The organism is Aliirhizobium wenxiniae, from assembly GCF_019511445.1.
Lineage (GTDB): Bacteria > Pseudomonadota > Alphaproteobacteria > Rhizobiales > Rhizobiaceae > Neorhizobium > Neorhizobium wenxiniae_A.
Genome location: NZ_JAEUAN010000001.1, coordinates 62641 through 87089, shown reverse-complemented (window position 1 = coordinate 87089; position 24449 = coordinate 62641). Strand labels below are relative to the sequence as shown.

The 24449-nt window shown below is 59.8% G+C and carries 23 protein-coding genes; 11 read left to right on the top strand and 12 right to left on the bottom strand.

Translation table 11 applies throughout. The features are described from left to right. Positions 1-198 precede the first annotated feature (198 nt). Positions 199-708 (top strand): DUF1134 domain-containing protein, encoded by a 510-nt coding sequence (locus tag JNB91_RS00455; RefSeq protein ID WP_394344639.1) that lies wholly within the window; start codon positions 199-201, stop codon positions 706-708. 106 nt (positions 709-814) lie between these two features. Further along, on the top strand, positions 815-1966 hold the full coding sequence (locus tag JNB91_RS00450) for a hypothetical protein (protein WP_220323551.1): 1152 nt from the start codon (positions 815-817) through the stop codon (positions 1964-1966). A 3-nt stretch (positions 1967-1969) separates the two neighbouring features. On the opposite strand, the gene JNB91_RS00445 is transcribed toward JNB91_RS00450, so the two are convergent. Beyond that, the gene (locus tag JNB91_RS00445) at positions 1970-2791 is read right to left on the bottom strand and encodes a TrmH family RNA methyltransferase (RefSeq protein ID WP_220323550.1); all 822 of its coding nucleotides are present in this window, start codon (positions 2789-2791) and stop codon (positions 1970-1972) included. Next, positions 2791-3177 (bottom strand): hypothetical protein, encoded by a 387-nt coding sequence (locus JNB91_RS00440; RefSeq protein ID WP_220323549.1) that lies wholly within the window; start codon positions 3175-3177, stop codon positions 2791-2793. The genes JNB91_RS00445 and JNB91_RS00440 overlap by 1 nt, the downstream gene beginning before the upstream one ends. A 27-nt stretch (positions 3178-3204) precedes the next feature. On the opposite strand from JNB91_RS00440, the gene JNB91_RS00435 reads away from it, so the two are divergent. The 7 genes from JNB91_RS00435 (at position 3205) to JNB91_RS00405 (ending at position 9321) form a co-directional block, all read left to right on the top strand. After that, positions 3205-4230 carry an RluA family pseudouridine synthase gene (locus JNB91_RS00435; RefSeq protein ID WP_220323548.1) on the top strand — a complete coding sequence of 342 codons (1026 nt, stop codon included), beginning with the start codon at positions 3205-3207 and terminating at the stop codon, positions 4228-4230. Positions 4231-4353: 123 nt separating this feature from the next. Further along, the gene (locus tag JNB91_RS00430; protein WP_430736231.1) at positions 4354-5184 is read left to right on the top strand and encodes a helix-turn-helix transcriptional regulator; all 831 of its coding nucleotides are present in this window, start codon (positions 4354-4356) and stop codon (positions 5182-5184) included. 119 nt (positions 5185-5303) lie between these two features. After that, positions 5304-5477: a hypothetical protein gene (locus JNB91_RS00425; protein ID WP_220323547.1), complete on the top strand. Its 174-nt coding sequence runs from the start codon at positions 5304-5306 to the stop codon at positions 5475-5477. An 81-nt stretch (positions 5478-5558) separates the two neighbouring features. After that, entirely contained in the window at positions 5559-5858 is a 300-nt protein-coding gene (locus JNB91_RS00420; RefSeq protein ID WP_220323546.1) for a DUF1127 domain-containing protein, read from the top strand. A gap of 326 nt (positions 5859-6184) precedes the next feature. Next, complete coding sequence (locus JNB91_RS00415; RefSeq protein ID WP_220323545.1) at positions 6185-6970, top strand: class I SAM-dependent methyltransferase; 786 nt, start codon at positions 6185-6187, stop codon at positions 6968-6970. A 196-nt stretch (positions 6971-7166) separates the two neighbouring features. Further along, a complete protein-coding gene (rpoH, locus tag JNB91_RS00410; protein ID WP_220323544.1) occupies positions 7167-8069 on the top strand; it encodes an RNA polymerase sigma factor RpoH in 903 nt (300 codons plus the stop codon). Positions 8070-8265: 196 nt separating this feature from the next. Then, positions 8266-9321 (top strand): 2,3-butanediol dehydrogenase, encoded by a 1056-nt coding sequence (locus JNB91_RS00405; RefSeq protein ID WP_220323543.1) that lies wholly within the window; start codon positions 8266-8268, stop codon positions 9319-9321. Between the two features lie 78 nt (positions 9322-9399). On the opposite strand, the gene JNB91_RS00400 is transcribed toward JNB91_RS00405, so the two are convergent. The 4 genes from JNB91_RS00400 to JNB91_RS00385 form a co-directional block, all read right to left on the bottom strand. Further along, positions 9400-10809: a PepSY-associated TM helix domain-containing protein gene (locus JNB91_RS00400; protein ID WP_220323542.1), complete on the bottom strand. Its 1410-nt coding sequence runs from the start codon at positions 10807-10809 to the stop codon at positions 9400-9402. Positions 10810-10924: 115 nt separating this feature from the next. Further along, entirely contained in the window at positions 10925-11368 is a 444-nt protein-coding gene (locus JNB91_RS00395) for a DUF2946 family protein (RefSeq protein ID WP_220323541.1), read from the bottom strand. Positions 11369-11518: 150 nt separating this feature from the next. Continuing rightward, a complete protein-coding gene (locus tag JNB91_RS00390) occupies positions 11519-13861 on the bottom strand; it encodes a hypothetical protein (protein WP_220323540.1) in 2343 nt (780 codons plus the stop codon). Positions 13862-13919: 58 nt separating this feature from the next. Further along, complete coding sequence (locus JNB91_RS00385) at positions 13920-15218, bottom strand: adenylosuccinate synthase (RefSeq protein WP_220323539.1); 1299 nt, start codon at positions 15216-15218, stop codon at positions 13920-13922. 272 nt (positions 15219-15490) lie between these two features. On the opposite strand from JNB91_RS00385, the gene JNB91_RS00380 reads away from it, so the two are divergent. Beyond that, positions 15491-16381, top strand: a complete 891-nt coding sequence (locus JNB91_RS00380) for a DMT family transporter (RefSeq protein ID WP_220323538.1) — start codon at positions 15491-15493, stop codon at positions 16379-16381. A gap of 86 nt (positions 16382-16467) precedes the next feature. Here JNB91_RS00380 and JNB91_RS00375 read toward each other — a convergent pair whose 3' ends face one another. Next, on the bottom strand, positions 16468-16698 hold the full coding sequence (locus tag JNB91_RS00375) for a hypothetical protein (RefSeq protein WP_220323537.1): 231 nt from the start codon (positions 16696-16698) through the stop codon (positions 16468-16470). A gap of 167 nt (positions 16699-16865) precedes the next feature. Then, entirely contained in the window at positions 16866-18203 is a 1338-nt protein-coding gene (locus JNB91_RS00370; RefSeq protein WP_220323536.1) for a DUF3422 family protein, read from the bottom strand. 212 nt (positions 18204-18415) lie between these two features. Here JNB91_RS00370 and JNB91_RS00365 point away from each other — a divergent pair, with 212 nt between their 5' ends. Continuing rightward, on the top strand, positions 18416-18985 hold the full coding sequence (locus JNB91_RS00365) for a transglycosylase SLT domain-containing protein (RefSeq protein WP_220323535.1): 570 nt from the start codon (positions 18416-18418) through the stop codon (positions 18983-18985). A gap of 105 nt (positions 18986-19090) precedes the next feature. On the opposite strand, the gene JNB91_RS00360 is transcribed toward JNB91_RS00365, so the two are convergent. The 4 genes from JNB91_RS00360 to JNB91_RS00345 all read right to left on the bottom strand — a co-directional run bounded on the left by JNB91_RS00360 (position 19091) and on the right by JNB91_RS00345 (position 24329). After that, on the bottom strand, positions 19091-20965 hold the full coding sequence (locus JNB91_RS00360; RefSeq protein WP_220323534.1) for a diguanylate cyclase: 1875 nt from the start codon (positions 20963-20965) through the stop codon (positions 19091-19093). Between the two features lie 246 nt (positions 20966-21211). Next, positions 21212-22636, bottom strand: a complete 1425-nt coding sequence (locus JNB91_RS00355; RefSeq protein ID WP_220323533.1) for an aldehyde dehydrogenase family protein — start codon at positions 22634-22636, stop codon at positions 21212-21214. An 88-nt stretch (positions 22637-22724) separates the two neighbouring features. Continuing rightward, the gene (locus tag JNB91_RS00350; protein ID WP_220323532.1) at positions 22725-23345 is read right to left on the bottom strand and encodes an alpha/beta hydrolase; all 621 of its coding nucleotides are present in this window, start codon (positions 23343-23345) and stop codon (positions 22725-22727) included. 54 nt (positions 23346-23399) lie between these two features. Further along, entirely contained in the window at positions 23400-24329 is a 930-nt protein-coding gene (locus JNB91_RS00345; RefSeq protein WP_220323531.1) for a VOC family protein, read from the bottom strand. Between the last annotated feature and the right edge of the window lie 120 nt (positions 24330-24449).

Sequence of the window (24449 nt, the reverse complement as noted above, 5' to 3'; positions counted from 1 at the left end):
GATATCAACACGTTAGCATTTAAAATGCTTAACTGGTTGTTAATATCATCTCGCCAGAATGGTGCCAGCTGAAGCATGATGCTACGCCCTATGGACGAATTAAAAACGGACCTGAACATGCGCCGCCTCCACGTCTCCGCTCTCGCCCTTCGCCTGAAAGCCCTGATCGTCGCTTTTGCGGCCGTCTGGCTTTCTGCAATGCCGGCTGCCGCGCAGCAGAACAGCAGCCAATATTCGCTGCAGGAAGTTGTCGATGCTGGTCACGGCTTCTTCGGTTCGACCAGCGGCGGACTGGCAAAGGTCGTGGAAAACGCCTTCCAGAAATTCGGCCTGCCGAATGGCTACATCCTCGGCCAGGAAGGCTCCGGCGCATTCATCGCCGGCCTGACTTACGGCGAAGGCCAGCTCTACACAAAGAATGCCGGCCAGCATCCGAGCTTCTGGCAGGGCCCGTCGCTCGGCATCGACTATGGGGGCCAGGGCACGCGCGTGATGATGCTCGTCTACGATCTGCCCTCGGTCGATTCTCTCTATGCCCGTTTCGGCGGCGTCTCGGGTTCCGCCTTTGTCGTTGCAGGCGTCGGCATGACCGTGCTGCGCAATGAAAACGTCGTCCTGGTCCCGATCCGCACCGGTGTCGGCGCGCGTCTCGGTGTCAATATCGGCTATCTCAAGCTTACCCGTTCGCCGACCTGGAACCCTTTCTGAGTTCCGCAACGGCTTGGCAGCAACCGTCAGCGAAGTGTGCTTGATGCATCTTCGCCCGCATGCTTAAACGTGTATTCCCGCATATCTACAACGAATCGGCTCGATCGTGATCGAATTTGCTCTGCTTTTTGGCCTTGGCTTTTTGAGCGCCCTGCTGATTGCAATGCTGGTTGCACCGGCAATTCACCGCCGGATCGTTGTCTTCACTGAAAATCGCATCAGGGCCACGGTTCCGATCAGCCCGCAGGAAGTGCGCGCCCAGCGCGACATGGCGCGCGCCGTCTATGCCGCGGAGAATGCCCGTACCAAGCAGGAACTGATTCAGGAAAAGGACAAGGTCGTCTCCCTGATCTTGCAGGGAGACAATCTCAAGGACGAGATTCGCAGACTGTCCGCAGACAATATCGATCTGAAGGCCATCGCGGAAAATCTCGATGTCGCGGCTTCCGATCTCAAATCGCAGCTGCGCCAGGAAGAAAGCCATATCGCCGAACTGACCGCAGCGCTGGAAGCCTCGGAAGAGCAGAGCATCGGCAAGGATATGGATATCGATGAGCTGAAACAGCAGATCGAGCTTCTCGTATCCAAGCGCGACAACACAAGAATAGACCTGTCGACACGCGAGACCGAAGTCGAGAACCTGAAATTCCGCGTCAGCGCCCTGCGGGAAGAGCGAGACAACCTCCGCAAGGATGTCCGCATCCAGACGGCCAGAGCCAAGGAAGCCGAAACACGCCTGGCCAACGCGGAATATCGCTCCACCAAGCTGGAAGACAAGCTGACCAAGGAAGTATCCCTGCGCACCGACAAGGAAACGGCGCTCGAGCGTCGCAACGAGGAAATAGCCCGTTTGCGTGAAAAGATGACGCCACAAGCCGGCCCCACCCCTACTCCATCAGCAAAACAGGACGCCGGCACGGCTGCCAAGCCCGCACCCAAAACGTCTTCAGCGAAAATAGATAGTGATACGGATGTCGAAGCCCGGATCACCCAGCTTTCCGGAGACGCCAGGAACCGTGCGACAGCACTCTCCGAGCGCATTTCGAACGGCAAGACCACAGCCAACGATGAGGTGTTGCGCGAGGAAATGGCAACCATCGCCGCCAACATGGTGGCCATGACGTCGTTATCCGAAGGCAAGACCTCGCCGATCAACGCCATGATTGCGGGAAAACCCGCAAGCGGTAAACGCAAGAGCCTCGCGACCCGCGCCCGCTCGCTGCTCGACACGAACAGTGGCCCTTCGTCGGACCAGTAATCCTCAGATGATTTCTTGCGCGCTTGCGATCTGGTAAAGCGCAATGCCGGTTGCCGTTGCGGCATTGAGGCTGTCGAGGCCCGGCACTTGCGCGATGCCGGCGGTCTCGATCTTTTCCATCAACTCAGGCGGCAAACCATGCCCCTCGCTTCCGGTCAAAAGCGCCATTCTCGGAGCAGCCTGAACCTTGCGGATTTCAGTGCGTCCGGCAGGTGAAAGCCCCCAGACCGCAAAGCCGTTTTCGAAAAGCCCGGACACAAGCTCCTGCATCGTTCCGCCGCGCGCGTAAGGAACCTGCAGCACGGCGCCGACCGACACCCTGAGCGCCTTGCGATAGAGCGGATCGCAGCAGCTTTCATCCAGCAGCACAGCGCTGACACCGAAAGCCGCCGCGTTACGAAAGATCGAGCCGATATTGTCATGGTTGGATATGCCGATTGCGGCCGCCACCAGCGCGCGCTCGGGAAGTGATGCAAGCAGTTCGCAGATCGACGGCTCCCTCACCCGCCTGCCGACCGCCAGAATGCCGCGATGCAGGTGAAAACCGACAATGCCATCAAGAACCGTGCTGTTGGCAACATAGACAGGCACATCGGCGGGAAACTCCGACAGGATCTCGGCCACGCCTGAAAGCCGGTTTTCGAGGATAAGGATTTTCTCGGCTAAAAACTCGCCGCCTCTCTTATGCGCCGCCGCCAGCATGCGCAGCACCACCGTTCCTTCGGCTATGAAGCGTCCATGCCGACCGACGAGATCCCGCTCACGAATGGAGCGGAACTCGTCGATACGGGGATCGTCCGCATGCTCGATGCGGATCACAGTCATCAGCGGCCCTGGCCGACCGTTACGTCGGCAATCACGCGGCCGACCGTAAGGTCGAAGATGAAAAGCTTCGGCGTGCCGTTCAAGGCACCGTAAAACAGCACCTGGCTTCCGGAAAGCGAAACCTGCTGGATATCGAAGCCCGGCGGCAGTGCCGCAGTTGCGACGAGCGGGTGATCGGCAGGAACCGAGAAACCACCGGAAGTAGCGGCAACCGCAGGCGCTTCCGGGCGCTGGGAGATCTTGTAGACAATGGCGGCGATGACCGCCATAAAGCACACCACAAAGATACCGCCCGAAATAAGCTGCAGGCGCACCATCTTCTGGCGGATACGCTCCATGACCGGATCGAGTGGCTGTTCGTTTTCCTCTAGATCGGGCTGCGGCATAAACTGTCCTTTAAACGGAATGATTGAATGAGCGAGACCTTTAGCGAAGCCGGGCAGCCAAGGAAAGTCCTGAATGCCGGCGAAGACGACGGCGGCAGGCTGGATGCCTGGTTGGCGGCGCAGGTTGACGGAGAATTGTCCCGCAGCCGCATCAAGGCGCTGATCGAGGAAGGCGCGGTTTCGATCAACGGCAAGGTCGTCACGGAGCCGAAAAAGAAGGTTCAGCCCGGTGATGTGATTGAACTCATTCAGCCCGAACCCGAGGATCCGGAGCCCAAGGGCGAGGATATTCCGCTCGAGGTTCTCTATGAAGACGATGACCTGATCGTTATCGTCAAACCGGCCGGCCTCGTGGTGCATCCCGGTGCCGGCAACTGGACCGGCACGCTGGTGAACGCGCTCATCCACCATTGCGGCGCGAGCCTTTCCGGCATCGGCGGCGTCAAGCGCCCTGGGATCGTCCACCGCCTCGACAAGGAGACGAGCGGCGTCATGGTCGCCGCCAAGAACGATATCGCCCACCGCCACCTCGCCGAGCAGTTTGCCGACCACGGCCGTTCCGGCGATCTCGAACGCGCTTATCAGGCCATCGTCTGGGGCCGCCCCAGCCAGCTGAAGGGCACGATCGACGCGCCGCTCGGACGCGCCACGGGCGACCGCACCAAACGCGCTGTCAAGCGCGAGGATTCCGCTGACGCCCGCCATGCGGTCACCCATTACGAGGTGATGGAGCGCTTTCAGGAAACGCCAGACGCGACGGCACTCGCCTCCCTGATCGAATGCCGGCTTGAGACGGGCCGCACACACCAGATCCGCGTTCACATGGCCCATGTCGGCAATCCGCTGGTTGGCGACCCGGAATATTCCGGCGGCTTCAGGACCAAGGCCAACCGTCTGCCGGAGCCGGCGAGAAGCGTCATCGCTGCCTTCCCGCGACAGGCACTGCATGCCTTCCTGCTCGCCTTCGAACATCCCCGAACCGGCGAGATCATGGAATTCGAAGCGCCGACGCCCGATGACATGGAAGCTTTGATCGAGGCACTGCGCGGCTGAGGCAAGCCCGGAAAAGGCGGAGTGCTGTCTTCAGTACAGCGCTGCCTTCCATAAATCCGGGATGGAAACAAAACACGAACAGGCGTATATCTCGGCGACGATCACCGGGAGCACGCCATGTCCGTGAGCCACATGCAATCGACAAAGCTGCTGGAGACAGATCTCGTCACGGTTTGGGATGTGATCTGCGATGGCGCATGCCGGCACCTGAGTGAAGAGGAGACGGCCGATAATACGTGCCTCGTCTTTCCCTATCGCGGCGTCTTCATGCGCCATATTGGCGATGACGAGGCGGTGGCGGAAGCAAGCCAGGTCCTGTTCTTCAACAAGGGCGACATCTACCGGATCAGCCATCCGGTCGAGGGTGGAGACGCCTCGATCAGCGTCAACCTGCCGGAAGCGTTGCTCGATGAAATCGTGCCCGACGCCCATCGCCGCCCGCAAAAAAGCTTTGCCTTCAACAAGCAGCGCCTCGGCATCGATGCACGCGCGCAGGCACAGGTAGCCCTGCTGCGTCACAGCCTGCTCAGCCGCACGGCCGAGCCGCTGGAGGGCGAGGCCTTGGCACTTACGCTTGTCCGCCGCTCTGTCGGTGAACGGACCGCACGTCCTCCGACACTTGGATTCAGCACCCAGAAACTCGTCAACCGCACGAAACTCCTGCTTTCCTCCGATCTCGCTCGCCGCTGGACATTGTCGGAGATCGCGAAAGAGACCGGCGTTTCACCCGTCTATCTCACTCAGGTCTTCCGCAAGGTGGAAGGCATGCCGCTTTATCGATACCAGTTGCGGCTCAGGCTGGCCCGCGCACTGGATCTGCTCGGCAGCTATGATGACCTGACAGAACTCGGGCTCGATCTCGGCTTTTCCAGCCACAGCCACTTCTCCTCGTCCTTCCGGCAGGCCTATGGGCGCACCCCGGCGGAATTCCAGCGCTTCGCCGGACTGAGATAGCGCGACAGCCAGATCGACGGACCAGTAACTTGGGAGGCAGATCGCTAAAGATTTTGACAGCGCAGAATCTCCCGACGGTGTTTCCTCTCGGCATCAACATTGAGCACTGGAGAGATGAGATGAAGGACAATACCTGCGCCGTCTGCGACTGCGAACTCGACGACACCCGCATTGCCGTCAAAATCGGCGGAAAGACCGTCGAAGTCTGCTGCGAGGAATGTGCCACCGTTTTGCGTGAGGCAGAGGCTGCGGCCCGCGCAGTTGCTGCAACGGCGGCCCACTCCGGCCACTGATCTTTTGAAGAGAACGGAGCGGCCGAACGGCCGCCCCTCCCCGGCCCGATAAATCGAGGCCGATCACCCCAGGAGGACATCATGAAAAACGAAAACCGGGCGGCCTTTGGCCGCGCGCCGGAGCCCGTAGACTATGCTTTCGCCCTGCCGCCTGACGATGACGGAAATACCGGCACCACACCGTCATCCGAAGGAAATCCGCTGACCCGGCTTGCCCGTCGGCTTCTCGCATGGATGCGGCGACGCCGCACGGCATTGGCGCTTATGGAGCTGAACGACAAACAACTCAAGGATATCGGCATCTCCCGCTGCCAGGCCTGGGGCGGATATAGCCGTTATCGGCGAAGCACCGCACATGACCTGGAAAGACACGGCCGCTAGCGCGACGTCGATTTCAAGAGTGATGCAGGGTCGAGGATCTAGGATCCTCGACCCTGCATCACAATCCGAGAAAAAAGCAGGAAACAAACTTAAATCCCGAGTCATAATCAATAAAAACGGAAGCCGTTAGAATTATAAAACAGAATTTATCTTGAATACTGAAAAATGTACTTATTTACTTGAATATGAATGGAGATTGACTCTTCAATAAGGGCGACAAAGTTTTGCTCAATTTCTCTCGATTGCTGCAGCGCAGAATGAATAGTCAAGATACGAAGATTTCATCTTCGTCGCATCGACGCACGCGCATTCGGAATACCGGCAGCATGAATGCAGATATCCGGAAATTCATCTTCAAGGATCTGCAGACGGTCGAGGGCTATATCGACCCGCCGGATGCGCTCGTCTTTCTGGCTTTGCTTCAGGCCCAGAACGCACATCAATTGAGCGGCGGCATCGCCGAAATCGGCGTCTTCTACGGCCGCTCCTATTTCCTGTTCAGAAAAGTATGCGGCGGCAGCGAAAAAATCCTCGCCATCGATCTGTTCGATATCGACCAGGAAGCAGACGAGACCGTGACGCAATATAGCCGTTTCATCGAGAATGGAGAGCGGCTTCACCTGCCGGTGGATCAGGATCTGCTTATCCGCGGCGATAGTACCCAACTTCGGCCTGAGGACATAACCGGGAAGATCGGCCAGACGCGCTTTTTCAGTATAGACGGCGGCCACATGCTGCATCACGTCGTTTCCGACAGCGCCCTAGCTCTCGACACACTTGCCCCGCACGGCATCATTGCTTTCGACGATACGTTCAATCCGGCATGGCCGGAAGTGACGGTCGGCGTGACCGACGTCCTGCGACAGCGACAGGACGAGCTCGCAACCTTCTGCATGACAAAGTACAAGACCTATGTCTGCCGCAGGGAGTTCCACGATTTCTATTGCCGTGTCATCCATGAAGCGCCGGACCTCCATGCCTTCGACCATGTCGAAACCGATTTCCTCGGCTCGAAAGCAATAAGATTGCACAATCCGATGGCCCGCCGGATGATCTATGAAATGATGGTCAGGTCAGGCATGCGCGCGCTTTCGGAACGGATCTATCGCTGACCCGAAACGGCGCGGAAGCATTACCAAAACGTAATGATATAACGCCTTCGTGATATCTTGAATCACTGTTCCGCCGTACTTATTTGTCACTTGCATTGGTGCGGGATCGGGAACGATCCGCGCCATATTCGGTTCGCCTTCAAGCAAGGACAGTTGACGTCTGAGGGAGCCGACAACGTTTGGAAAGGGGTGCTTTATGGCCCGCAATACTTTGCCTTCCATTACCGCCGGCGAAGCCGGTCTCAATCGTTATCTCGACGAAATCCGCAAGTTCCCCATGCTGGAGCCGCAGCAGGAATACATGCTTGCGAAGCGCTATGCAGAACATGGTGATCGCGACGCCGCCCACAAGCTGGTGACCAGCCACCTTCGCCTCGTGGCAAAGATCGCCATGGGTTATCGCGGCTACGGCCTGCCGATCGGCGAAGTCGTCTCGGAAGGTAATGTCGGCCTGATGCAGGCCGTGAAGAAGTTCGATGCCGAACGCGGTTTCCGTCTTGCCACCTATGCCATGTGGTGGATCAAGGCCTCGATCCAGGAATATATCCTGCGCTCGTGGTCGCTGGTGAAGATGGGCACGACCGCCAACCAGAAGCGCCTGTTCTTCAACCTGCGCCGTCTCAAGGGCAAGATCCAGGCGATCGACGAAGGTGATCTGAAGCCCGATCAGGTGGCCGAGATCGCCACCAAGCTGAACGTCTCCGAGGAAGAGGTCATCTCGATGAACCGCCGCCTTTCCGGCGACGCATCGCTGAACGCCCCGATCCGTGCTTCGGAAGGCGAATCCGGCCAGTGGCAGGATTGGCTGGTAGACGACTCAGACAGCCAGGAAGCTGTCCTGATCGAACAGGACGAGCTGGACACGCGTCGCCGCATGTTGGCCAAGGCGCTTAGCGTGCTGAACGATCGCGAACGCCGCATCTTCGAGGCCCGTCGCCTGACCGAGGATCCGATCACGCTCGAAGAGCTGTCGTCGGAATTCGATATCAGCCGCGAGCGCGTGCGCCAGATCGAAGTCCGCGCCTTTGAGAAGGTGCAGGACGCCGTTCAGAAGGAAGCCCTCGCTCAGGCTCAGGCGTTGCGCGTGGTCGACGCCTAAGCGCTAGAAGTACAAGACTAATTTAGAGGAACCGCAACTTTCGGGTTGCGGTTTTTTTGTGCCTTCATCTGTCTCACGGATGCGACACTTTGGCCAGGTTTCGACTTGTCGTCGCGCGGTCGTGCATCAAGTGGATCACCCTTCCCCGCTAGAACCACCGGACTGCGCAAGTCAGAGCCTAGAGGAGAATAAAGCAATGAAAGCAGCACGCTGGTACAGCGCCAAGGATATCCGCGTCGAGGAAGTCACGGAGCCGAAGCCGTCAGCCGGACAGGTCAAGATCAAGGTCAAATGGGCCGGCATCTGCGGCAGCGACCTGCACGAATATGTGGCTGGTCCGATCTTCGTACCGGTCAAGGCTCCGCATCCGGTCAGCCACGACGTCGCCCCGATCATCATGGGCCACGAATTCTCCGGCGAAGTCTCCGAGGTTGGCGAAGGCGTCGAGCGCGTCAAGCCGGGCGACCGCGTGGTGGTCGAGCCGATCCTCGCTTGCGGAAAATGCGACGCCTGCTTTCATGGCAAATACAATCTCTGCGACAATCTCGGCTTCCACGGCCTGTCCGGCGGCGGCGGCGGTTTCGCCGGTTATACGACTGTTGGCGAGCGCTGGGTTCACAAGATGCCCGAGGGCCTGTCCTTCGAACAGGGCGCCCTCGTGGAACCGGCAGCGGTCGCCCTGCATGCCGTGCGGATTTCCAGCCTCAAGGCCGGCGGCACCGCGGCCGTCTTCGGCGCCGGCCCGATCGGCCTGCTCGTGGTCGAAGCCCTGAAGGTCGCCGGCGCTTCCGCCATCCATGTCGTCGAACTGTCGCCGCAGCGTGGCGCCAAGGCGATCGAACTCGGCGCAACCAGCATCATCGACCCGTCGAAGGAAAATGCCGCAGAGCGCATCCGTGAACTGACGCCCGGCGGTGTCGATGTCACGTTCGAAGTTACCGGCGTTCCTGCCGTCCTGCAGCAATGCATCGACGCGACCCGCTATGAGGGCGAAACAGTCATCGTTTCGATCTGGGAAAAGGAAGCCTCCTTCCAGCCCAACACGGTGGTCCTGAAGGAAAAGAGCCTGAAGGGCACGATCGCCTATCGCGACGTCTTCCCGGCCGTCATGAACCTGATGGTTCAGGGCTATTTCTCGGCAGAGAAGCTGGTGACCAAGCGCATCGAACTGGATGACATCGTATCTCAGGGTTTTGACACGCTGGTTGCGGAAAAGAGCCAGATCAAGATCCTCGTCCGCTCGCCGGATTGATTGATCAGAAAATCACCTCAATAAACGACAAGCCCACGGCCACCACCGCGGGCTTGTTTCATTCATCGGTCTCCCGCCTCAGCGCATGCCCGGCGGCATGTTGCGCTGTTCGGCCGCCATCATCTCCGCCAGTGCCGCGCGGAAGAAATCGATCAGCAGGAAGACCAGCAGGCTGACACCCATTACCGGCAGGGCGATACCGAAGACAAGAGCCACCGCCAGTGCACAGATCTTGGCAACGGGCGGCAGGTAGGAAAAGCTCCGGATCAACGTACGCGGCGAACTGCCGGGTGCGGGACGACGCAGCCACCACATGCGGTAACCGTAGATGATCATCGCCGTCAGTGCGATGCCGAATGCTGCCATCAGCGCCTGATTGGCGACACCGAAGAGCACGCCCATATGCGCATCGATGCCCCAGCGGATCAGTTTTGCGACGATCGGGAAGGTTTCGAAATCGGCCCGGCTCGTGATGTTGAAACTGGTCGGATCGATGGCGATCGTATCGACCTGCGTCGGCCAACTGCGATCATACTCGCTGACACGGAATGCCTGGTCGACGGTCCTCGGCGGACGGATCTCGATCATCGGTGAATCGATACCAACGGCACGGGCGGATGCGACTACTCGATCAAAACGGGCAATCATATCCGCTTCGGAAACCGCAGGTGCCGTCTCGACCGCAGCACCCATGCCATGCGCCGCATGCTCGCCGAGCACCGGCGCTTCCGCCTGCGGATTGAGCGCCGTCGTGATCGCCGGCGTGATCCAGCCGACCTCATTGCGGAACGTATCGATATTGCCACCCGCCCAGCGCGACCAGGTAAGCCCTGTGGCGGATAGGAACAGCAGGCCCAGCGCCGTCCACAGGCCGATCAGCGTGTGGAGCCTGCGCGAACGCTGCCAGTTGCTGACCTTGGCAGTCTTTGATCGCGTCACGTTTCGCTGCCAATACCACAGCAGCAAGCCACCGAGGATCGAGAACCACAGCCAGGACGCGGCAAGCTCGCTGTAATGCCGCCCGATATCGCCAAGCAGCAGATTGCGATGCAGGTAATCGAGCGTGATGCGGAACGGCAGAATGCCGCTCGTACCATAGGTGATCATCTCCCCCTGCACCGCCAGCGATGCCGGATCGACAAACACAGTCCGGGTTTCGGACTCGCCGAGATCCGGCTGGGTGAACATCACCCGCGTCGTCAGCCCGGGTGCAGTCGCGGGCCTGACGGCAAACAGCCTTGGCCCCTCGCCGATCGAAACACGCGCGGCCGCGATCTGCTCCGACAGCGGACGCTCGGGGCCGACAGTGCGCGCCACCAGCTGGTCACGGTAAAGCAGGCTCTCGATCTGCGGCGTCAGCACGTAAAGCGTGCCGGTTACCGCCGCGACCAGCAGGAAAGGCCCGACGAACAGGCCGACATAGAAGTGCAGGCGCGTGATGAACTGTCGAATAGTGGCAAAGGTCGGTTGCGCGGGTTCAACCTGCATATGCGCCTCCATGGATGGATGCTGCGCACAGAGATACCGGAAGGACGATCCGGGAAAAGGTCATGATGATCTCCAATAGGACGACAGCCGGTAGAAACCGGCAGGAAAGGTGACGTCAGACTGGATGAATTGGCGGCCCTCTTGCATCGCCACTGAGACCGAGTTTTCGCGGTGTGACAGACGCCTCGAAAACGGCGACGAGAACCGCCGCGTCGATCGCGATCAGCCCGACAGGTGCCGGCGCCTTGGACGGGATGCCGACATGAACCGCGGCCGCCACCTGGCAGGCGGTCAGGCAGCAATCCTTTGCGTGTTTGGCGTTTTTCGGCTCACCCGAACCCTGCATCGCGCCATGGCCGGCATGCGGACCAACCCCATGCTGCGCATGATCACCGGCACTGTCGGTGGAACAGATGATCATGTCCGCGGAGGAGGCAAATGCCATCGCTCCCGTACCAAAGCCGCCTATCAGAGCCTGCAGCGCCAAAAGAACAGCGATCAGCGCGGCCAGAGGGCCGCCGCAAAATCCGTCTCTGATCAGGTGCCGAAGGAAGCGCATGGCCGCAGTTCATCACCGCCAGGCTGATGATTGTCAATGCGACATTAGCGCATATCGCCGCGCGACATTTGGTCGGCTCGCAACCCATGAAAAGAAAAAGCCCGCGAGGTTTTCAAACCCGCGGGCCTTTCGATCTCATATGCGCAACACTTACTGGCCGGTCTGGCCACCCGTGTTCTGGCTCCACTCGCGGATCGCCTCATCGAAGGCCTTCACGCCTTCAGGTCCCTTCTGCAACGTCAGGAGAGCGCGGCGTCCGTTGCGATAGGCAAGCGGGATGTCGATCCAGTTGCGGGTTCTCAGGAGCTCGAGATTGGTCCGCTGCGCATCCGGGAAGTCGTTGAGTGCGATCATGTGGAAATCGTCGGTGATCTTTGCCGGAACGGCAACCAGTGCGTTTCCACGATCCTGCTCGGTTTGCTTCATCGCAATGCGCAGAACGCTGTCGATAGCGCCACCTTCGAAATCCGGCGGAACCGCGAAGACGATCTCGATCAGATGGCTCGCCGGCAGCGACGAATCGCTGTTTTTCTTGACCGTCAGAAGAGCCGTCAGGCCACGCCCCGGAACGGTGATGCGCCCCTGAACCACGGGTTCTGCCGGACCGCCATTTTGAGCGGGTTCGCGCTGTAGCGACCAGGAGACCGAGCCTTCGATCGCCGTCGGCGCAGTCTGGCCGATGCGCTCCTCATAGAGGAACATCTTTTCGCCGGCAGCGGCCGGTGCTTCGGTGGCTACAGCACCCGAAGCTGAAGGCGCAGGCGTAGCGCCACTCGCAGGCGGAGCCGCACCGTCGGCAGAAGGCGTTGCAGGCGCAGGATCGGCCGGCGGCGCATTGAGCTGCGCGACCGACTGGCCCTCGGCATTCTGCGCCAGGCTGCCGGCATCACCCGGACCTGCATCGACTTCGGAACCATTTTCCAGAAGCCTTTGCGTAAACTTGGTGGCCGTCGACGAACCATCAGCCGGCGGCGGAGTATTCGCCTGTGGCTGGGCCGGTGTGCTCTGCTGTGGCTGATCAGCGGAGGCCTGCGGCGAAGGTGCTGAAGGCGCAGTCGAATCGGCCGGAGCGCTGGCAGAAGGCGTCTGCTCGACCGTCTCGCTGCTGCTGGTGTTCGACGGCATGAGCCCACCAACCAGATCGTTGAGCTGGTCGCGATACGTCCATGCGCCGTAAGCACCACCACCGACAATAATCAGGCCAAGCAGGCCAAGAGCCAAGCCGGCATAGTTGCGCTTGCGAACCGGGGTAACGCGGTAAGGCTTGGCCGGCGGCGACAGCAGGTCGCTGAAATCGTCGTCTTCAGCCGCCTTTTGCGGCTTCTGTTCGGAAGCGGGAGCATCCTTCGTATAGCCGATCAGATCTTCCAGATCGCTCCACGGATCACGCTCATCCTGCTGCGGTTGCGCCTTTACGGGCGACTGCGCGGAAGAAGGCTGATCAGGCGCGGAAGGTTGGGCGTTCACATAGGCCGCGAACGGATCTTCGTCTGCCGGACTATCATTCGTCTGCGGCGAGGTTTGCGGCATATCGGCGGCTGGCGGCATGCGGACAGGTTCTGCGGACGCCCGCATCTCCTCGCCGAAATGTGCGGCAACTGGCTCGCTGCGCTGACCTGCATCGAGATGGCGGGTAAGGCCATCGACCTCGTCCCATACCGACGCAGCGCGCTGATCTTCCGTCGGCTGGACAGGTTCGGGTTCGCGCTCGGCCCATGTGCCATGATCAGGCGACACGCTTTCCGGCGTCACGTAATCCTGGGCCGGAGCATGATGTTCAACCTGCCATTCGGCAGAAGCGGCTTCCTGCTCGGCGAAGGATGGCGTCTCGTGGCGCTCTTCAGCGACCGGAGAAATCTCTTCCTGCGCGGCATCCGGATAGGTGTAACTCGTTTCCTCTACAGCGGCCGGCTCTTGATATTCGGCCTTCTCCTCGGGAACATCATCGCGCCAGTCGCCATAACGCTCGACGGCCGGCTCTGCAGGCGTCTCACGCCAGTCGTGTTCGACCGTCTCGGCGGCGGGCTCCGAATGTGCCGGCTCCTCCTGATAAGCCTCTTCCCGATAGCTTTCCGCTGCGTGGTAGGTTTCGGCGACGGGTTCCGCCGCAACCGGCTCCTCCTCGCGATAGGGCTCCGCATGAGAATGCTGATCGGCATAGTCTTCCACCGGAGCGGGCTCTGCGGCGGCTACCGGCTCGTCAGCCTGCTCCTCGACAGGTTCCGGCGCCTGATAGGGCACCGGTGCAGGCGCGACAGCGACCTCCGGCTCAGCCGGAAGCGCTTCGGAATGCTCGGTCTCCACCTCGACGATGGCTGCTTCCAGCTTGTCCATCTGCCGCCGCAGCATCTCCTCCGGCGGGCGTGGCTTCATATTCTCAAGCTGGCGCTGGACGGCACCGCGAGCCTTTTCATAAACTCGCGTGCGCGCCTCGGGCGTGTTGGTCGCCAAACCGTCAACAGCGCGGCGGATCACCGCTACAAAATCAGCCATCAGCACTTTCTCATGGTAGCCGGCATTAGTCGGCCGAATGGATAATCATTTCTTGACATTAATCTTCAAACGGGTCGGTCACAAGTATCGTGTCGTCGCGTTCTGGACTTGTGGACAACAGAGCGACCGGAGCACCGATAAGTTCCTCGACCTGACGCACATATTTGATCGCCTGAGCAGGAAGTTCCGCCCAGGTGCGCGCACCAACCGTCGACTCTTTCCAGCCTTCGAGCGTGATGTAGATCGGCTCGACACGGGCCTGAGCGGCCTGCGAAGCCGGCAGATAATCGATTTTCTGGCCGTCCAGCATATAACCGACGCAGATCTTCAGCTCTTCGAGACCATCGAGGACATCGAGCTTGGTGAGCGCGATGCCGGTAATGCCGTTGGTCGCAACCGACTGGCGCACGAGAGCCGCATCGAACCAGCCGCAACGACGCTTACGGCCCGTCACCGTGCCGAATTCATGTCCTTTTTCCCCAAGAAACTGGCCGATTTCGTCCGTCAGTTCGGTCGGGAACGGGCCTTCGCCGACGCGAGTCGTATAGGCCTTGGTGATGCCGAGGATATAACCGAGCGAACCCGGGCCCATGCCGGAACCGGCAGCGGCCTGGCCGGCAACCGTGTTCGACGAGGTGACGAACGGATAGGTGCCGTGGTCGATATCGAGCAGCGAGCCCTGAGCGCCTTCAAACAGAATGCGCGAACCCTTGCGGCGCTCCTTGTCGAGCAGCTGCCAGACGCTATCCATGAACGGCAGAACGGTCTCGGCGATGGAGGTCAGTTCCTCCATGATGTCCTTGTGCTCGACTTCAGGAGCACCGAAACCGCGGCGAAGAGCATTGTGATGGGTGAGAATACGCTCGACCTTGGCTTCCAGCGCATCGCGGTCGGCCAGATCCATGACGCGGATGGCGCGACGGCCGACCTTATCTTCGTAGGCCGGGCCGATACCGCGACGGGTCGTGCCGATCTTGGTGCCGCTATTGGAGGCTGCATCTTCACGCATGCCGTCAAGCTCACGATGCAGCGACAGGATCAGCGTGGCATTTTCAGCGATTCGCAGGTTTTCCGGGGTAACCTTGACGCCCTGGGCAGCGAGCCGGCCCATTTCGGCAATCAGCGCGTGCGGATCGACAACGACGCCGTTGCCGATGACGGCCATCTTGCCCGGACGCACGACGCCGGAAGGCAGAAGCGACAGCTTGTAGCTTACACCGTCGATGACGAGCGTATGGCCGGCATTGTGACCGCCCTGGTAGCGCACAACGATGTCGGCGCGCTCCGAGAGCCAGTCGACGATCTTGCCCTTGCCCTCATCACCCCATTGCGAACCTACGACTACACAGTTCGTCATATCTGCTTCCTGCCCTTTGGACGACCCCGCCCGTCAAGTGGTCCATGACCCCGATCGACGGCGAGCTTAACACCAGTTCTTTTTCTCGAATGCCGGTCAGCCATGGCCAACGGCTCCACAAACGCGCGCATCTATAATGCCTTGCCGTGAGGAAAGCGACCTGTTTGTGACTGCGACAAGGTTTTTGCGTGACAAAGACCGAAACAGAACGCTAATCCTCATCACCATAGTTCAATCGGACACGCCGTTGCATCGACGTGTGAGTGAGTGCGATGCATCGCCGTGCATATCTTTTTCTCATCGTCGCCACCTTGTGCTGGGGCGGCAACGCCGTCGCAGGCAAGCTTGCGATCGGTCACATCAGCCCGATGATGCTGACATTCTGGCGTTGGTTCTTCGCGGTCGTCATCATCTTCTCGATCTCGCTGAAGGATCTACGCCGCGATTGGCCCGTGATCCGCAAACACATTCCCGTCCTCGCATTTCTCGGCATCGTGGGTTACGTCGTGTTCAACGCCGTGCTTTACACGGCAGTCACCTACACCAGCGCGATCAATGTCACGGTCGAGCAGACCCTCATTCCAGCATTGATATTCGCCCTGAATTTCGTCTTGTTCAGGACGAAAGTATCCTGGCTGCAGATACTGGGGTTCGGTCTCACCGCGATTGGCGCTCTGCTGACAGCGGCCCATGGAGATATTGCGACACTCCTCACCCTGACGGTCAATTTCGGCGACGCGATCATGATCATAGCGATCGCTGCCTATGCGATGTACACGATCGCACTGCGGTGGCGCCCACCGATCAGCTGGAAGAGCCTTATGGCGGTGCCCGCGCTTTTCGCGCTCATTTTCAGCGTTCCGTTGGCATTCTGGGAATATTCCGCAGGCAACATGATCTGGCCGGATACGACTGGCTGGATCGTGGCGCTATACACGGCGGTTTTTGCATCCCTGGTAGCGCAGGTTTTCTATATCCTCGGCGTTGCGGAAATCGGAGCCAACCGCGCCGGTCTGTTCATCAATCTGGTGCCGGTCTTCGGCACACTGCTATCGGTCGTCATCCTCGGCGAACACCTGCAGCTCTTTCACGTAGCCGCACTGGTTCTGGCCATGGTTGGCATTGCAATAGCGGAACGGGGAAAGCCGGCTCTCACCACCTGAGGTGCCGCTTTTTTCTCGCCTACGCGTCAAGCATCAGACGTCGGCAAAGTACGGACTAACCGTCGGAAATAGCGCAACAGGCTGCGTCAGATATCGATGCAGTCGAAACAATCCTGCTGCACCGCGGGCTTGGCCTCTTCGATAGCGAACATGCCCAGATAGGCGTCGACTTCATCGATCGCATAACCGGCATCGGCCTGACTGACGACGACAGAGGCAAGATCACGCGCAAAACTGGCCGGACCGGCAGCGCTGGCTTCCTTGCCGTAGATGAGCGCGGTCAGAACGGCCGCCGAAATAATGAGCTTCCTGATCATTGCCTGAACCCTGTTTTACGGACGACTCTGCGGCCATCGCGTTTCGTTCTGGCACGAAATTAGGCCCCACAGCTTTTCGGCGGCTTAAATGGAAAGATGCAATTTTATTGAAATCCCAGTTTTTCCCACCTTGGCACAGGAGAGATGGCGCTCCCATTTGATGGACGTCAGACAACCGTCTGCTTGTCGCTCTCACGCGCCTGCGCGCGACGTTGACGCCAGCCGAGCTTGCGGGTGCCGTCATCGTCATGCCGGTTGCGGATACGCCGGACGAGCAGCCATATCGCAATGACGACAAAAGGCACGGAAGCTCCCGTAAGCGCCTCCGGTGTGATGGTCGAACCGGTATAGTGCAGCAGCTTGGCAAGATAACCGACCAACCCGATCACGTAATAGGAAATCGCGGCCACCGACAGCCCTTCGACCGTCTGCTGCAGGCGCAATTGAAGATGGGCCCGCTTGTCCATGGATGCGAGGATTTCGGTATTGAATTTCTGCAGGTCGACATCGATCCAGCTGCGCAGCAACGCCGTGGCGCGGGTCAGCTTGCGCGACAGGTTCACCTGCCGCTCTTCGACCGACTGACAGGTTCGCATTGCCGGTGCCAGACGGCGGTGAAGAAAGGCTCCGAGCGTCTCGCTGCCGGCCAAGGCCTTTTCCGCCAGCATGCCGACGCGGTCAAGAACGATGTCGTTATAAGCGCGGCTTGCGCCGAACCGATAGAGGCTGAAAGCGGCATTGGCTTCCAGCTCGGCTGCCAGCGTCGTGATTTCTAGCAGCATGTCGTCCGCCTCGTCACGGGCGTGCTGCTTCATGCGTTGAGTGATCGCGGTAAACCGCGCCTCGAACTGCCGGATTTCCGGCGAAAGGCTCTGCGCCATCGGCAGTCCCATCATCGCCAGCGTACGATAGGTCTCGATATCGAGAATACGCTGCACGAGCATGCCGCGCGCCGCATCGGTCATGCCATGATCGAGGATCAGGAATTTTGTCAGCCCGTCGCCATCCTGACGGAAATCGGTGATCAGCGTCGCCTTGTTGTCGGCGACCATGCTTTGACAGAGGCTGGTCGGGTCGAAACGGGCGGTGATATCCGACATGTCGTCGCCGGCCGGCCGAACTTCGATGCGGACACCGGAAATAAACGGACCGGGCGCAGCAAAGCTTGCACCGAAAGGATTGACCGGGATCTCAGCACCGAATGCGGCAGGAGCCGGCGTGTCCCAGAAATAGGTCGAGAACTCCGTATGCCGTTCCCAGCGCAGGGTCCCGCTGCCCCAGGTCATCGTGTGATGGCTGGTATCGGGAGACGGTGCCGGCACCCCCTGCCCCAGCGAGAGCTCCGCCAGAATGGCATGATCTGCCGCCATGTTCGCTTCGGTAAGGAACGCCAGCTGGAAGATAACCCGCGGCAACGGCAGCAACGTATAGGGGCGCGCATGGATCTCACCGAGCGCACGCGCTCTGACATCAGCGACCGGAAACGAAAAACTGCGCTTGGACATGCATGCTTCCCCAACAGGACCTTCGAGGCCCACCTTCATGCTTGACTATTATCAAATGCGCGTGAGTGCACGACGTGGCGCTTTGCCGCAGAAACCCTGCTGATGACCGCATGGTGAGAGCCGCGCTGTTCACAAGTCGGCAGAACACGCAGTCCTTAAACTTTTCATTAAATCTTAAGAGTCATCTATCGGGCATGACCCGAGTTTCTGCGATGCGTATTGCGTTTTTCATCGCGCTCCTCTCTCTTGCCGGCTGCGCCAGCGCGCCGAGCAGGATATCGAATGTCTGCGCGATTTTCGACCAGAGGGACGGCTTCTTCAACAATTGGCAGCGTCAGGCCCGTGCGGTCGAGCGCGAATACGGCGTGCCCGTACCGATCCTGATGGCGACGATCTATGTCGAATCGAGCTTCCGGCCCAATGCCCGGCCGCCGCGCAAATGGTTCCTTGGCTTCATTCCCGGCAAACGGGCATCATCCGCCTATGGTTACGCCCAGGCGCTCGATGGCACATGGGAAACCTATCAGCGCGCCACGGGCCGCTGGGCCGCACGCAGGAACAACTTCGGTGATGCGATCCGGTTTGTCGGCTGGTACCACAACCAGACATCCACCCGGAACGGCATTGCCCGAAATGATGCCTACAATCTCTATCTCGCCTACTATTCCGGGCATGCAGGATATGAGCGCGGCAATTTCAGCGGCAGCCTGAAGCAGACCGCGCAGAAATCCGCCGGAGTGGCTGCCCGGTATGCGGCGCAGTTGAAGGGCTGCGGATACTGATCAACTGGAAGGCCGCACTTGGCTTTCCAGGGATTTTGCAGAAAAGCCGCAGAAAACAATTCACGCAGCCTCTCCCTCGCGTCTGAAAGGCTTGTGGACCGAAGCTTACGTGCGCCCGCCATCCGAATGTACGATGCGCGGGCGGCTCGGTTCCCACAGTCTGACGCCGTCACGGCCATCTCGTTTCGCCGTATAAAGAGCCTCGTCGGCTCGGGCGATAAGGCGCGCGGCATCCGTCGGGAGAGAACCGCGCGCAAGCGTGGCGACGCCTATGCTGACGGTAACGATCCCCTTGTCGCTTCCGGTATGGGGAATACGCAGGTCACGCAGCCGCTCGCAAAATTCCTCCGCAAGAACGACGGCCGCCTTTTCGTCGGTATCCGGCAGGATCAGCGCCAGTTCCTCGCCACCATAACGGGCGGCCCGGTCATCCGTCCGACGCGCGGTCGCACGAAGGCAGTCCGCCACGCTTTTCAAGCAGGAATCACCTGCGCCATGGCCATAGGTGTCGTTGAAGCGCTTGAAGTAATCGACGTCGATCATCAGCAAGGAGAGCGAACTGTCGCCACGCTCCACTCTGGCAAGCTCGTCAGCCATCACGGCATCGAAGGCACGCCGGTTCAAAAGGCCGGTCAGACTGTCGGTTTCGGCGAGTACCGAAAGCCGGTCATTCATGTTCTGCAGCTCGAGCTGGTGCTGCTTCGATGCGGTAATATCCGAGCAGATGACGAAACAGGCACCTTCCGGTGTCGGGCGCGTGCGTGATTCGATCCAGCGCCCATCGGCAAGCGGGAATTGCACGGTGCCGCCTTGTCTCAGCCGAGAAAGCGCAGTGTCCACCCACTGGGTGACCTGTTCCTGCGGGATCCCGACGAATTCGCCGCGAGCAATCGAGGCATACAGGATGGCCGCGGCAGGTGTACCCGGAACGCGAAGATCCGCCGTTACGGAGAACATCGAACGGTAGCGCTCGTTGCAGAAAACAAGTGTGAGATCCTTGTCGAACATGACGAGACCGTCGGAAATGCTCGACAAAGCCTCGGCAGCGCGCCGGTCGCTTTGTGCGAGCGCCGCTTCCAGCAGTTTCTTGTCCGTCGTATCGCGACTGTGGGTGATCAGTCCGATGATATTGCCATCGACATCCGTAAACGGCGCCTTGAGGGTGGAAAGATAGGTCTTGCTGCCGTCCATCCGGGCCAGCATCTGCTCCTCGACTATCGGAATTTCGGCCTTCAGTGCCTTCTCTTCATCGCTCCGAAAGGCCGTGGCCACTTCCTGGCAGTAAAAATCGAAATCCGTCTTCCCGATCAGCGCATTGGCATTTTCCGCCTGCATCAGCTGCGCAGTTGCGGGATTTGCCATGATGAACCGCCCGTCGCGATCCTTCACGTTCAGCGCTTCCGGCAGGCTGTCGATGACGTGGCGGTACATATGGTTGCGCGCCTCCGTCTCCCGCCGCCTGATTTCATTGCCGAGCGCAAGACAAGCCATCAGCGTCGCGACGAAGACGAGCGTCATGTACGGCAGACGGATCTGTGGACCGCTATAGATGTCCTGCGCCAGCGCAATGATGAAGGCCGGTGCCATTGCACAGATAGCCATGACCAGCGAGAAAAGCAGGCTTTCCTTCAGGTCGGGCGCTTCCGCCGACTTCAATCGATACCCTAGAAGGCCTGCGGCGCAAGCCAGCGCAATGCCGACAAGCCCGATCAAAACGCCCGCACCACCCAGATAAAGGCGAAAGACTGTTGTAATGCCCGCAGTCACCAGTCCTGCGATCGGCCCGCCGATAAAAGCGGCAGTCCCGATCAACGTCATTCTGAGATCGATGAAGAAACCCGGATTGAGCTGGAAGGGGATCAACATGGCGCCAATAGCGCCAAGCCCGAACAGCAGACCGAAAGCATAGTGTTGAGCAGATTGATTTCGGCCGAAGACCGGAAGACGAATATTGGACCACAGCGAAATGACCAGTGCCACCACCGCCATATTCGCAAGCAATCCAACCCAGAGACTATTCAAACTTTAAACCCTCGCGCCAACATCATGCTGGCCATTTCCCGGCCATTGTACGGTTTCGCACACAAGGTTGGATTAGCGGAGATCTAAGCCCAGGGGAAAAGCTTTGACGAGAGTTAACAGAATCTTGCTCGGTTTTTTCGATGTGATGCGGAAGTCACATGCAAATATCCGCGAGCGGCACCACCGCTCGCGGATAGCAGAAGTTCAATTCCCGTAACCGACTACACTCTTGATCTCGAGGAAATCGTGAATGCCCCAGTCGGCATATTCGCGCCCGTTGCCCGACTGCTTGTAGCCGCCGAAGGAGGAGAACAGGTCCCAGTCCGGATAGTTGAGATAGACTGACCCGGCCCTCAAGTGCGGCGCGATCTTTCGCGCATGTTCCGGTTTTCCCTGCACATAGGCGGCAAGCCCATAGGGCGTGTCATTGGCGATCTCGATCGCCTGCTCCTCGCTGTCGTAAGGCAGGATCGACAGGACCGGACCAAAGATTTCCTCCCGCGCGATCGTCATGTCATTGGTGACATTGCCGAACACGGTCGGGCGAATGTAATAGCCGCGATTGAGGTTTTCCGGCCGACCCGGACCGCCGGTCACCAGCGTCGCGCCTTCCGAGATCCCCGCCTCGATCAGCCTCTGGATCTTGTCGAACTGCACCTTGCTGACAACCGGGCCGAGATTGATGCCATCGGCTTGCGGATCACCGGTAACAAGCTTCTCGGCAGCTTCCTTCGCCACCGTCAGCGCCTCATCGTGCCGGTCACGCGGCACCAGCATGCGCGTCGGCGCATCGCAGGACTGGCCGGAATTGCCGAAACATCCGGTCACGCCATCGGCGACGGCCTGTTTGAGATCTGCATCGGCCAAGATGATGTTTGCGGATTTGCCGCCAAGCTCCTGCGCCACGCGCTTGACCGTATCCGCCGCCGTCTTGGCAACGATGATGCCGGCGCGGGTCGAGCCGGTAAACGACACCATGTCGACATCCGGATGGCCGGCCATCACCTGCCCGACATCCGGGCCGGTGCCATTGATCATGTTGAAAACGCCCTTCGGCACGCCCGCCGCTTCCATCACTTCCGCGAAGATGACGCCAGAGATCGGCGCGATTTCGGACGGTTTGAGCACCATCGTGCAACCCGTGGCGATCGCCGGACCAACCTTGCAGGTAATCTGGTTGAGCGGCCAGTTCCACGGCGTGATCAGCGCCACGACGCCGATCGGCTCCTTGACGATCCGCGTCGTGCCGCGATCCTCAGTGAACTTGTAGCTTTCGAGTGCGGTGATCGTGGCGCTCAGATGCCCGTGGCCGGCTGCCACTTGGCTGTCGCGGGCAAAGGCGATCGGAGCGCCCATTTCCCGGCTGACCGCCTGGGCGATATCCTCGGCGCGCTTCTCGTATTCCCAAAGAATGCGCTTCAGGAGCGTAAGCCGCTCGGTCTGTGTCCATTGAGAAAAACTTTTGAACGCAGCCTTGGCGGCCGCGACGGCCTTGTCCACATCCGCCTTGGAGCCGACTGCGATCCGCGTGAATGGCTCTTCCGTAGACGGATCGATGACATCGAGCGCAACGGGGACCACCGGTTCCACCCATTCGCCATTGATGAAGAATTTAAGGTGATTGCTCATGCCGTCCTCCGGGCTTGCGCGCTATGATCAAGCCACTATCGGCCAAATCCAAGCGCTTCCGCAAGCCCGGAGAAGAGAGTTTGCAGGATCAGGCCTGACCACCGTAAGGCGCGAGAAAAGCCTTGATCGCCTCGATCTCGTTCGGCCGGATTTCATGGCCGCCGGCATGCCAGTCGAGCGTCACCGTATCGCCCTGGCGCTTGAAATAGTCGGCAAGCTCGAGCGTCATCGGCACCGGGCAGATCGGATCACGCTCACCGGCGGTAATCAGCACATGCGCCTTGTCGGCCACTTTGCGCTCTGCCGGCTGGAACGGGATCAGCGGATGCATCAGCACGCCGGCTTCGAACAGACCGGGTTTCTCGATCATGATATTGGCGAGAATGTTCGCACCATTGGAAAAGCCCAAGCCCAACACCGTCGAGGATTCGTAACGTTCGCGGTTAGCAGTCACGAAATCGCTCATGCGCTCGGTGGCGCGGGCAAGGTCGTCGCAGTCATAAACGCCTTCCGCCTTGCGACGGAAGAAGCGCGCCGCACCATGTTCGGAAACGTCGCCGCGTGGCGAAACCACGGTCGCGCCGGGCAGAAGCCGTGAGGCGAAATCGAAGAACTGGTTTTCATCGCCGCCCGTGCCATGAAAGACGAACAGGATCGGCGATCCGGGTGCACCGGGGCGCACCCGATGCAGATAACTGTCGTAACTCATTGAAATCTCCTGAATGACGGTGGCAGGGCGAATACGCCCTGCCCTGAAATGACCTTAGCCAATCGGCTCGAGATGTTCCTCGAGCGCCTTGCGCAGATGCTCGTGCTGGGTCGGCAGCTTCAGCGCCTCACCGAGATGTGCGGTATCCTCGTCACGATCGAAACCCGGCTCGTTGGTGGCGATTTCGAACAACACACCACCCGGCGTGCGGAAATAGATCGCCCAGAAGTAATCGCGGTCGATGGCCGGCGTGACCTGATAACCGGTATCCATCAGCGCCTTGCGAACTTCGAGCTGTTTTGCGCGGTTCTCGACGGCGAAGGCGATGTGGTGCACGGAACCGGCACCGAGACGGGCGCTCGAAATATTCGGCATCGTCTCGACATCGATGAAATCGGCACCATTGCCGCCCGGAATGCCGAAGCGTGTCACGCCGTCCTTCGCATCGACCTGCTCATAGCCCATGAACTTCAGAAGCTCGGCGGTCGACCCTTCGTCGCGAAGCCGCATCGAAGCGGAGTGAAAACCACGGATAGCCTCTTCGGCGCCGACGCCATTGCCGATCCAGGGCGCACGATTATCGTCCTTCACCTCGACCAGCGCGAAACCGTCGCCATCGGGACCGGCGAAATGCAGGCGCTTTTCACCAAAGGCTTCATCGGCCTTCAGACCATCGGCTCCGGCCTTTGCCAGCCGGTCGGTCCAGTAACCGATCGAGCCCTGCGGCACGGAAAATACGGTAGTACCCACTTCACCGGTGCCGGGACGGCCCTGCGCGATATGCGGGAAGGGAAAGTAAGTCATCACCGAACCGGGTGTGCCGACTTCATCGCCGTAATAGAGATGATAGACATCCGGCGCGTCGAAATTGACGGTCTTCTTCACCCGGCGCAGGCCGAGCGTGTCGGTGAAGAACTTGTTGTTGGTGGAAGCACTCGCCGCCATCGACGTGACGTGGTGCAGGCCCTTGATCTGGGTAAGCATGTCAAACCCCTTGTCTCTACGGGGCCGCCCGTGCGGCCCGCTGTTCATGGGGTGATATTTGGTCGATCAGGCCCGGATTGGATAGACGGACACATCCGAACGGATTGTTCGAAAAACGTT

Coding starts and splice junctions, on each gene's coding strand:
- JNB91_RS00455 (WP_394344639.1), top strand. CDS start 199: ATGCCGGCTGCCGCGCAGCAGAACAGCAGCCAATATTCGCTGCAGGAA.
- JNB91_RS00445 (WP_220323550.1), bottom strand. CDS start 2,791: ATGACTGTGATCCGCATCGAGCATGCGGACGATCCCCGTATCGACGAG.
- JNB91_RS00440 (WP_220323549.1), bottom strand. CDS start 3,177: ATGCCGCAGCCCGATCTAGAGGAAAACGAACAGCCACTCGATCCGGTC.
- JNB91_RS00435 (WP_220323548.1), top strand. CDS start 3,205: ATGAGCGAGACCTTTAGCGAAGCCGGGCAGCCAAGGAAAGTCCTGAAT.
- JNB91_RS00425 (WP_220323547.1), top strand. CDS start 5,304: ATGAAGGACAATACCTGCGCCGTCTGCGACTGCGAACTCGACGACACC.
- JNB91_RS00420 (WP_220323546.1), top strand. CDS start 5,559: ATGAAAAACGAAAACCGGGCGGCCTTTGGCCGCGCGCCGGAGCCCGTA.
- JNB91_RS00415 (WP_220323545.1), top strand. CDS start 6,185: ATGAATGCAGATATCCGGAAATTCATCTTCAAGGATCTGCAGACGGTC.
- rpoH (WP_220323544.1), top strand. CDS start 7,167: ATGGCCCGCAATACTTTGCCTTCCATTACCGCCGGCGAAGCCGGTCTC.
- JNB91_RS00405 (WP_220323543.1), top strand. CDS start 8,266: ATGAAAGCAGCACGCTGGTACAGCGCCAAGGATATCCGCGTCGAGGAA.
- JNB91_RS00400 (WP_220323542.1), bottom strand. CDS start 10,809: ATGCAGGTTGAACCCGCGCAACCGACCTTTGCCACTATTCGACAGTTC.
- JNB91_RS00395 (WP_220323541.1), bottom strand. CDS start 11,368: ATGCGCTTCCTTCGGCACCTGATCAGAGACGGATTTTGCGGCGGCCCT.
- JNB91_RS00390 (WP_220323540.1), bottom strand. CDS start 13,861: ATGGCTGATTTTGTAGCGGTGATCCGCCGCGCTGTTGACGGTTTGGCG.
- JNB91_RS00385 (WP_220323539.1), bottom strand. CDS start 15,218: ATGACGAACTGTGTAGTCGTAGGTTCGCAATGGGGTGATGAGGGCAAG.
- JNB91_RS00380 (WP_220323538.1), top strand. CDS start 15,491: ATGCATCGCCGTGCATATCTTTTTCTCATCGTCGCCACCTTGTGCTGG.
- JNB91_RS00375 (WP_220323537.1), bottom strand. CDS start 16,698: ATGATCAGGAAGCTCATTATTTCGGCGGCCGTTCTGACCGCGCTCATC.
- JNB91_RS00370 (WP_220323536.1), bottom strand. CDS start 18,203: ATGTCCAAGCGCAGTTTTTCGTTTCCGGTCGCTGATGTCAGAGCGCGT.
- JNB91_RS00365 (WP_220323535.1), top strand. CDS start 18,416: ATGCGTATTGCGTTTTTCATCGCGCTCCTCTCTCTTGCCGGCTGCGCC.
- JNB91_RS00355 (WP_220323533.1), bottom strand. CDS start 22,636: ATGAGCAATCACCTTAAATTCTTCATCAATGGCGAATGGGTGGAACCG.
- JNB91_RS00350 (WP_220323532.1), bottom strand. CDS start 23,345: ATGAGTTACGACAGTTATCTGCATCGGGTGCGCCCCGGTGCACCCGGA.
- JNB91_RS00345 (WP_220323531.1), bottom strand. CDS start 24,329: ATGCTTACCCAGATCAAGGGCCTGCACCACGTCACGTCGATGGCGGCG.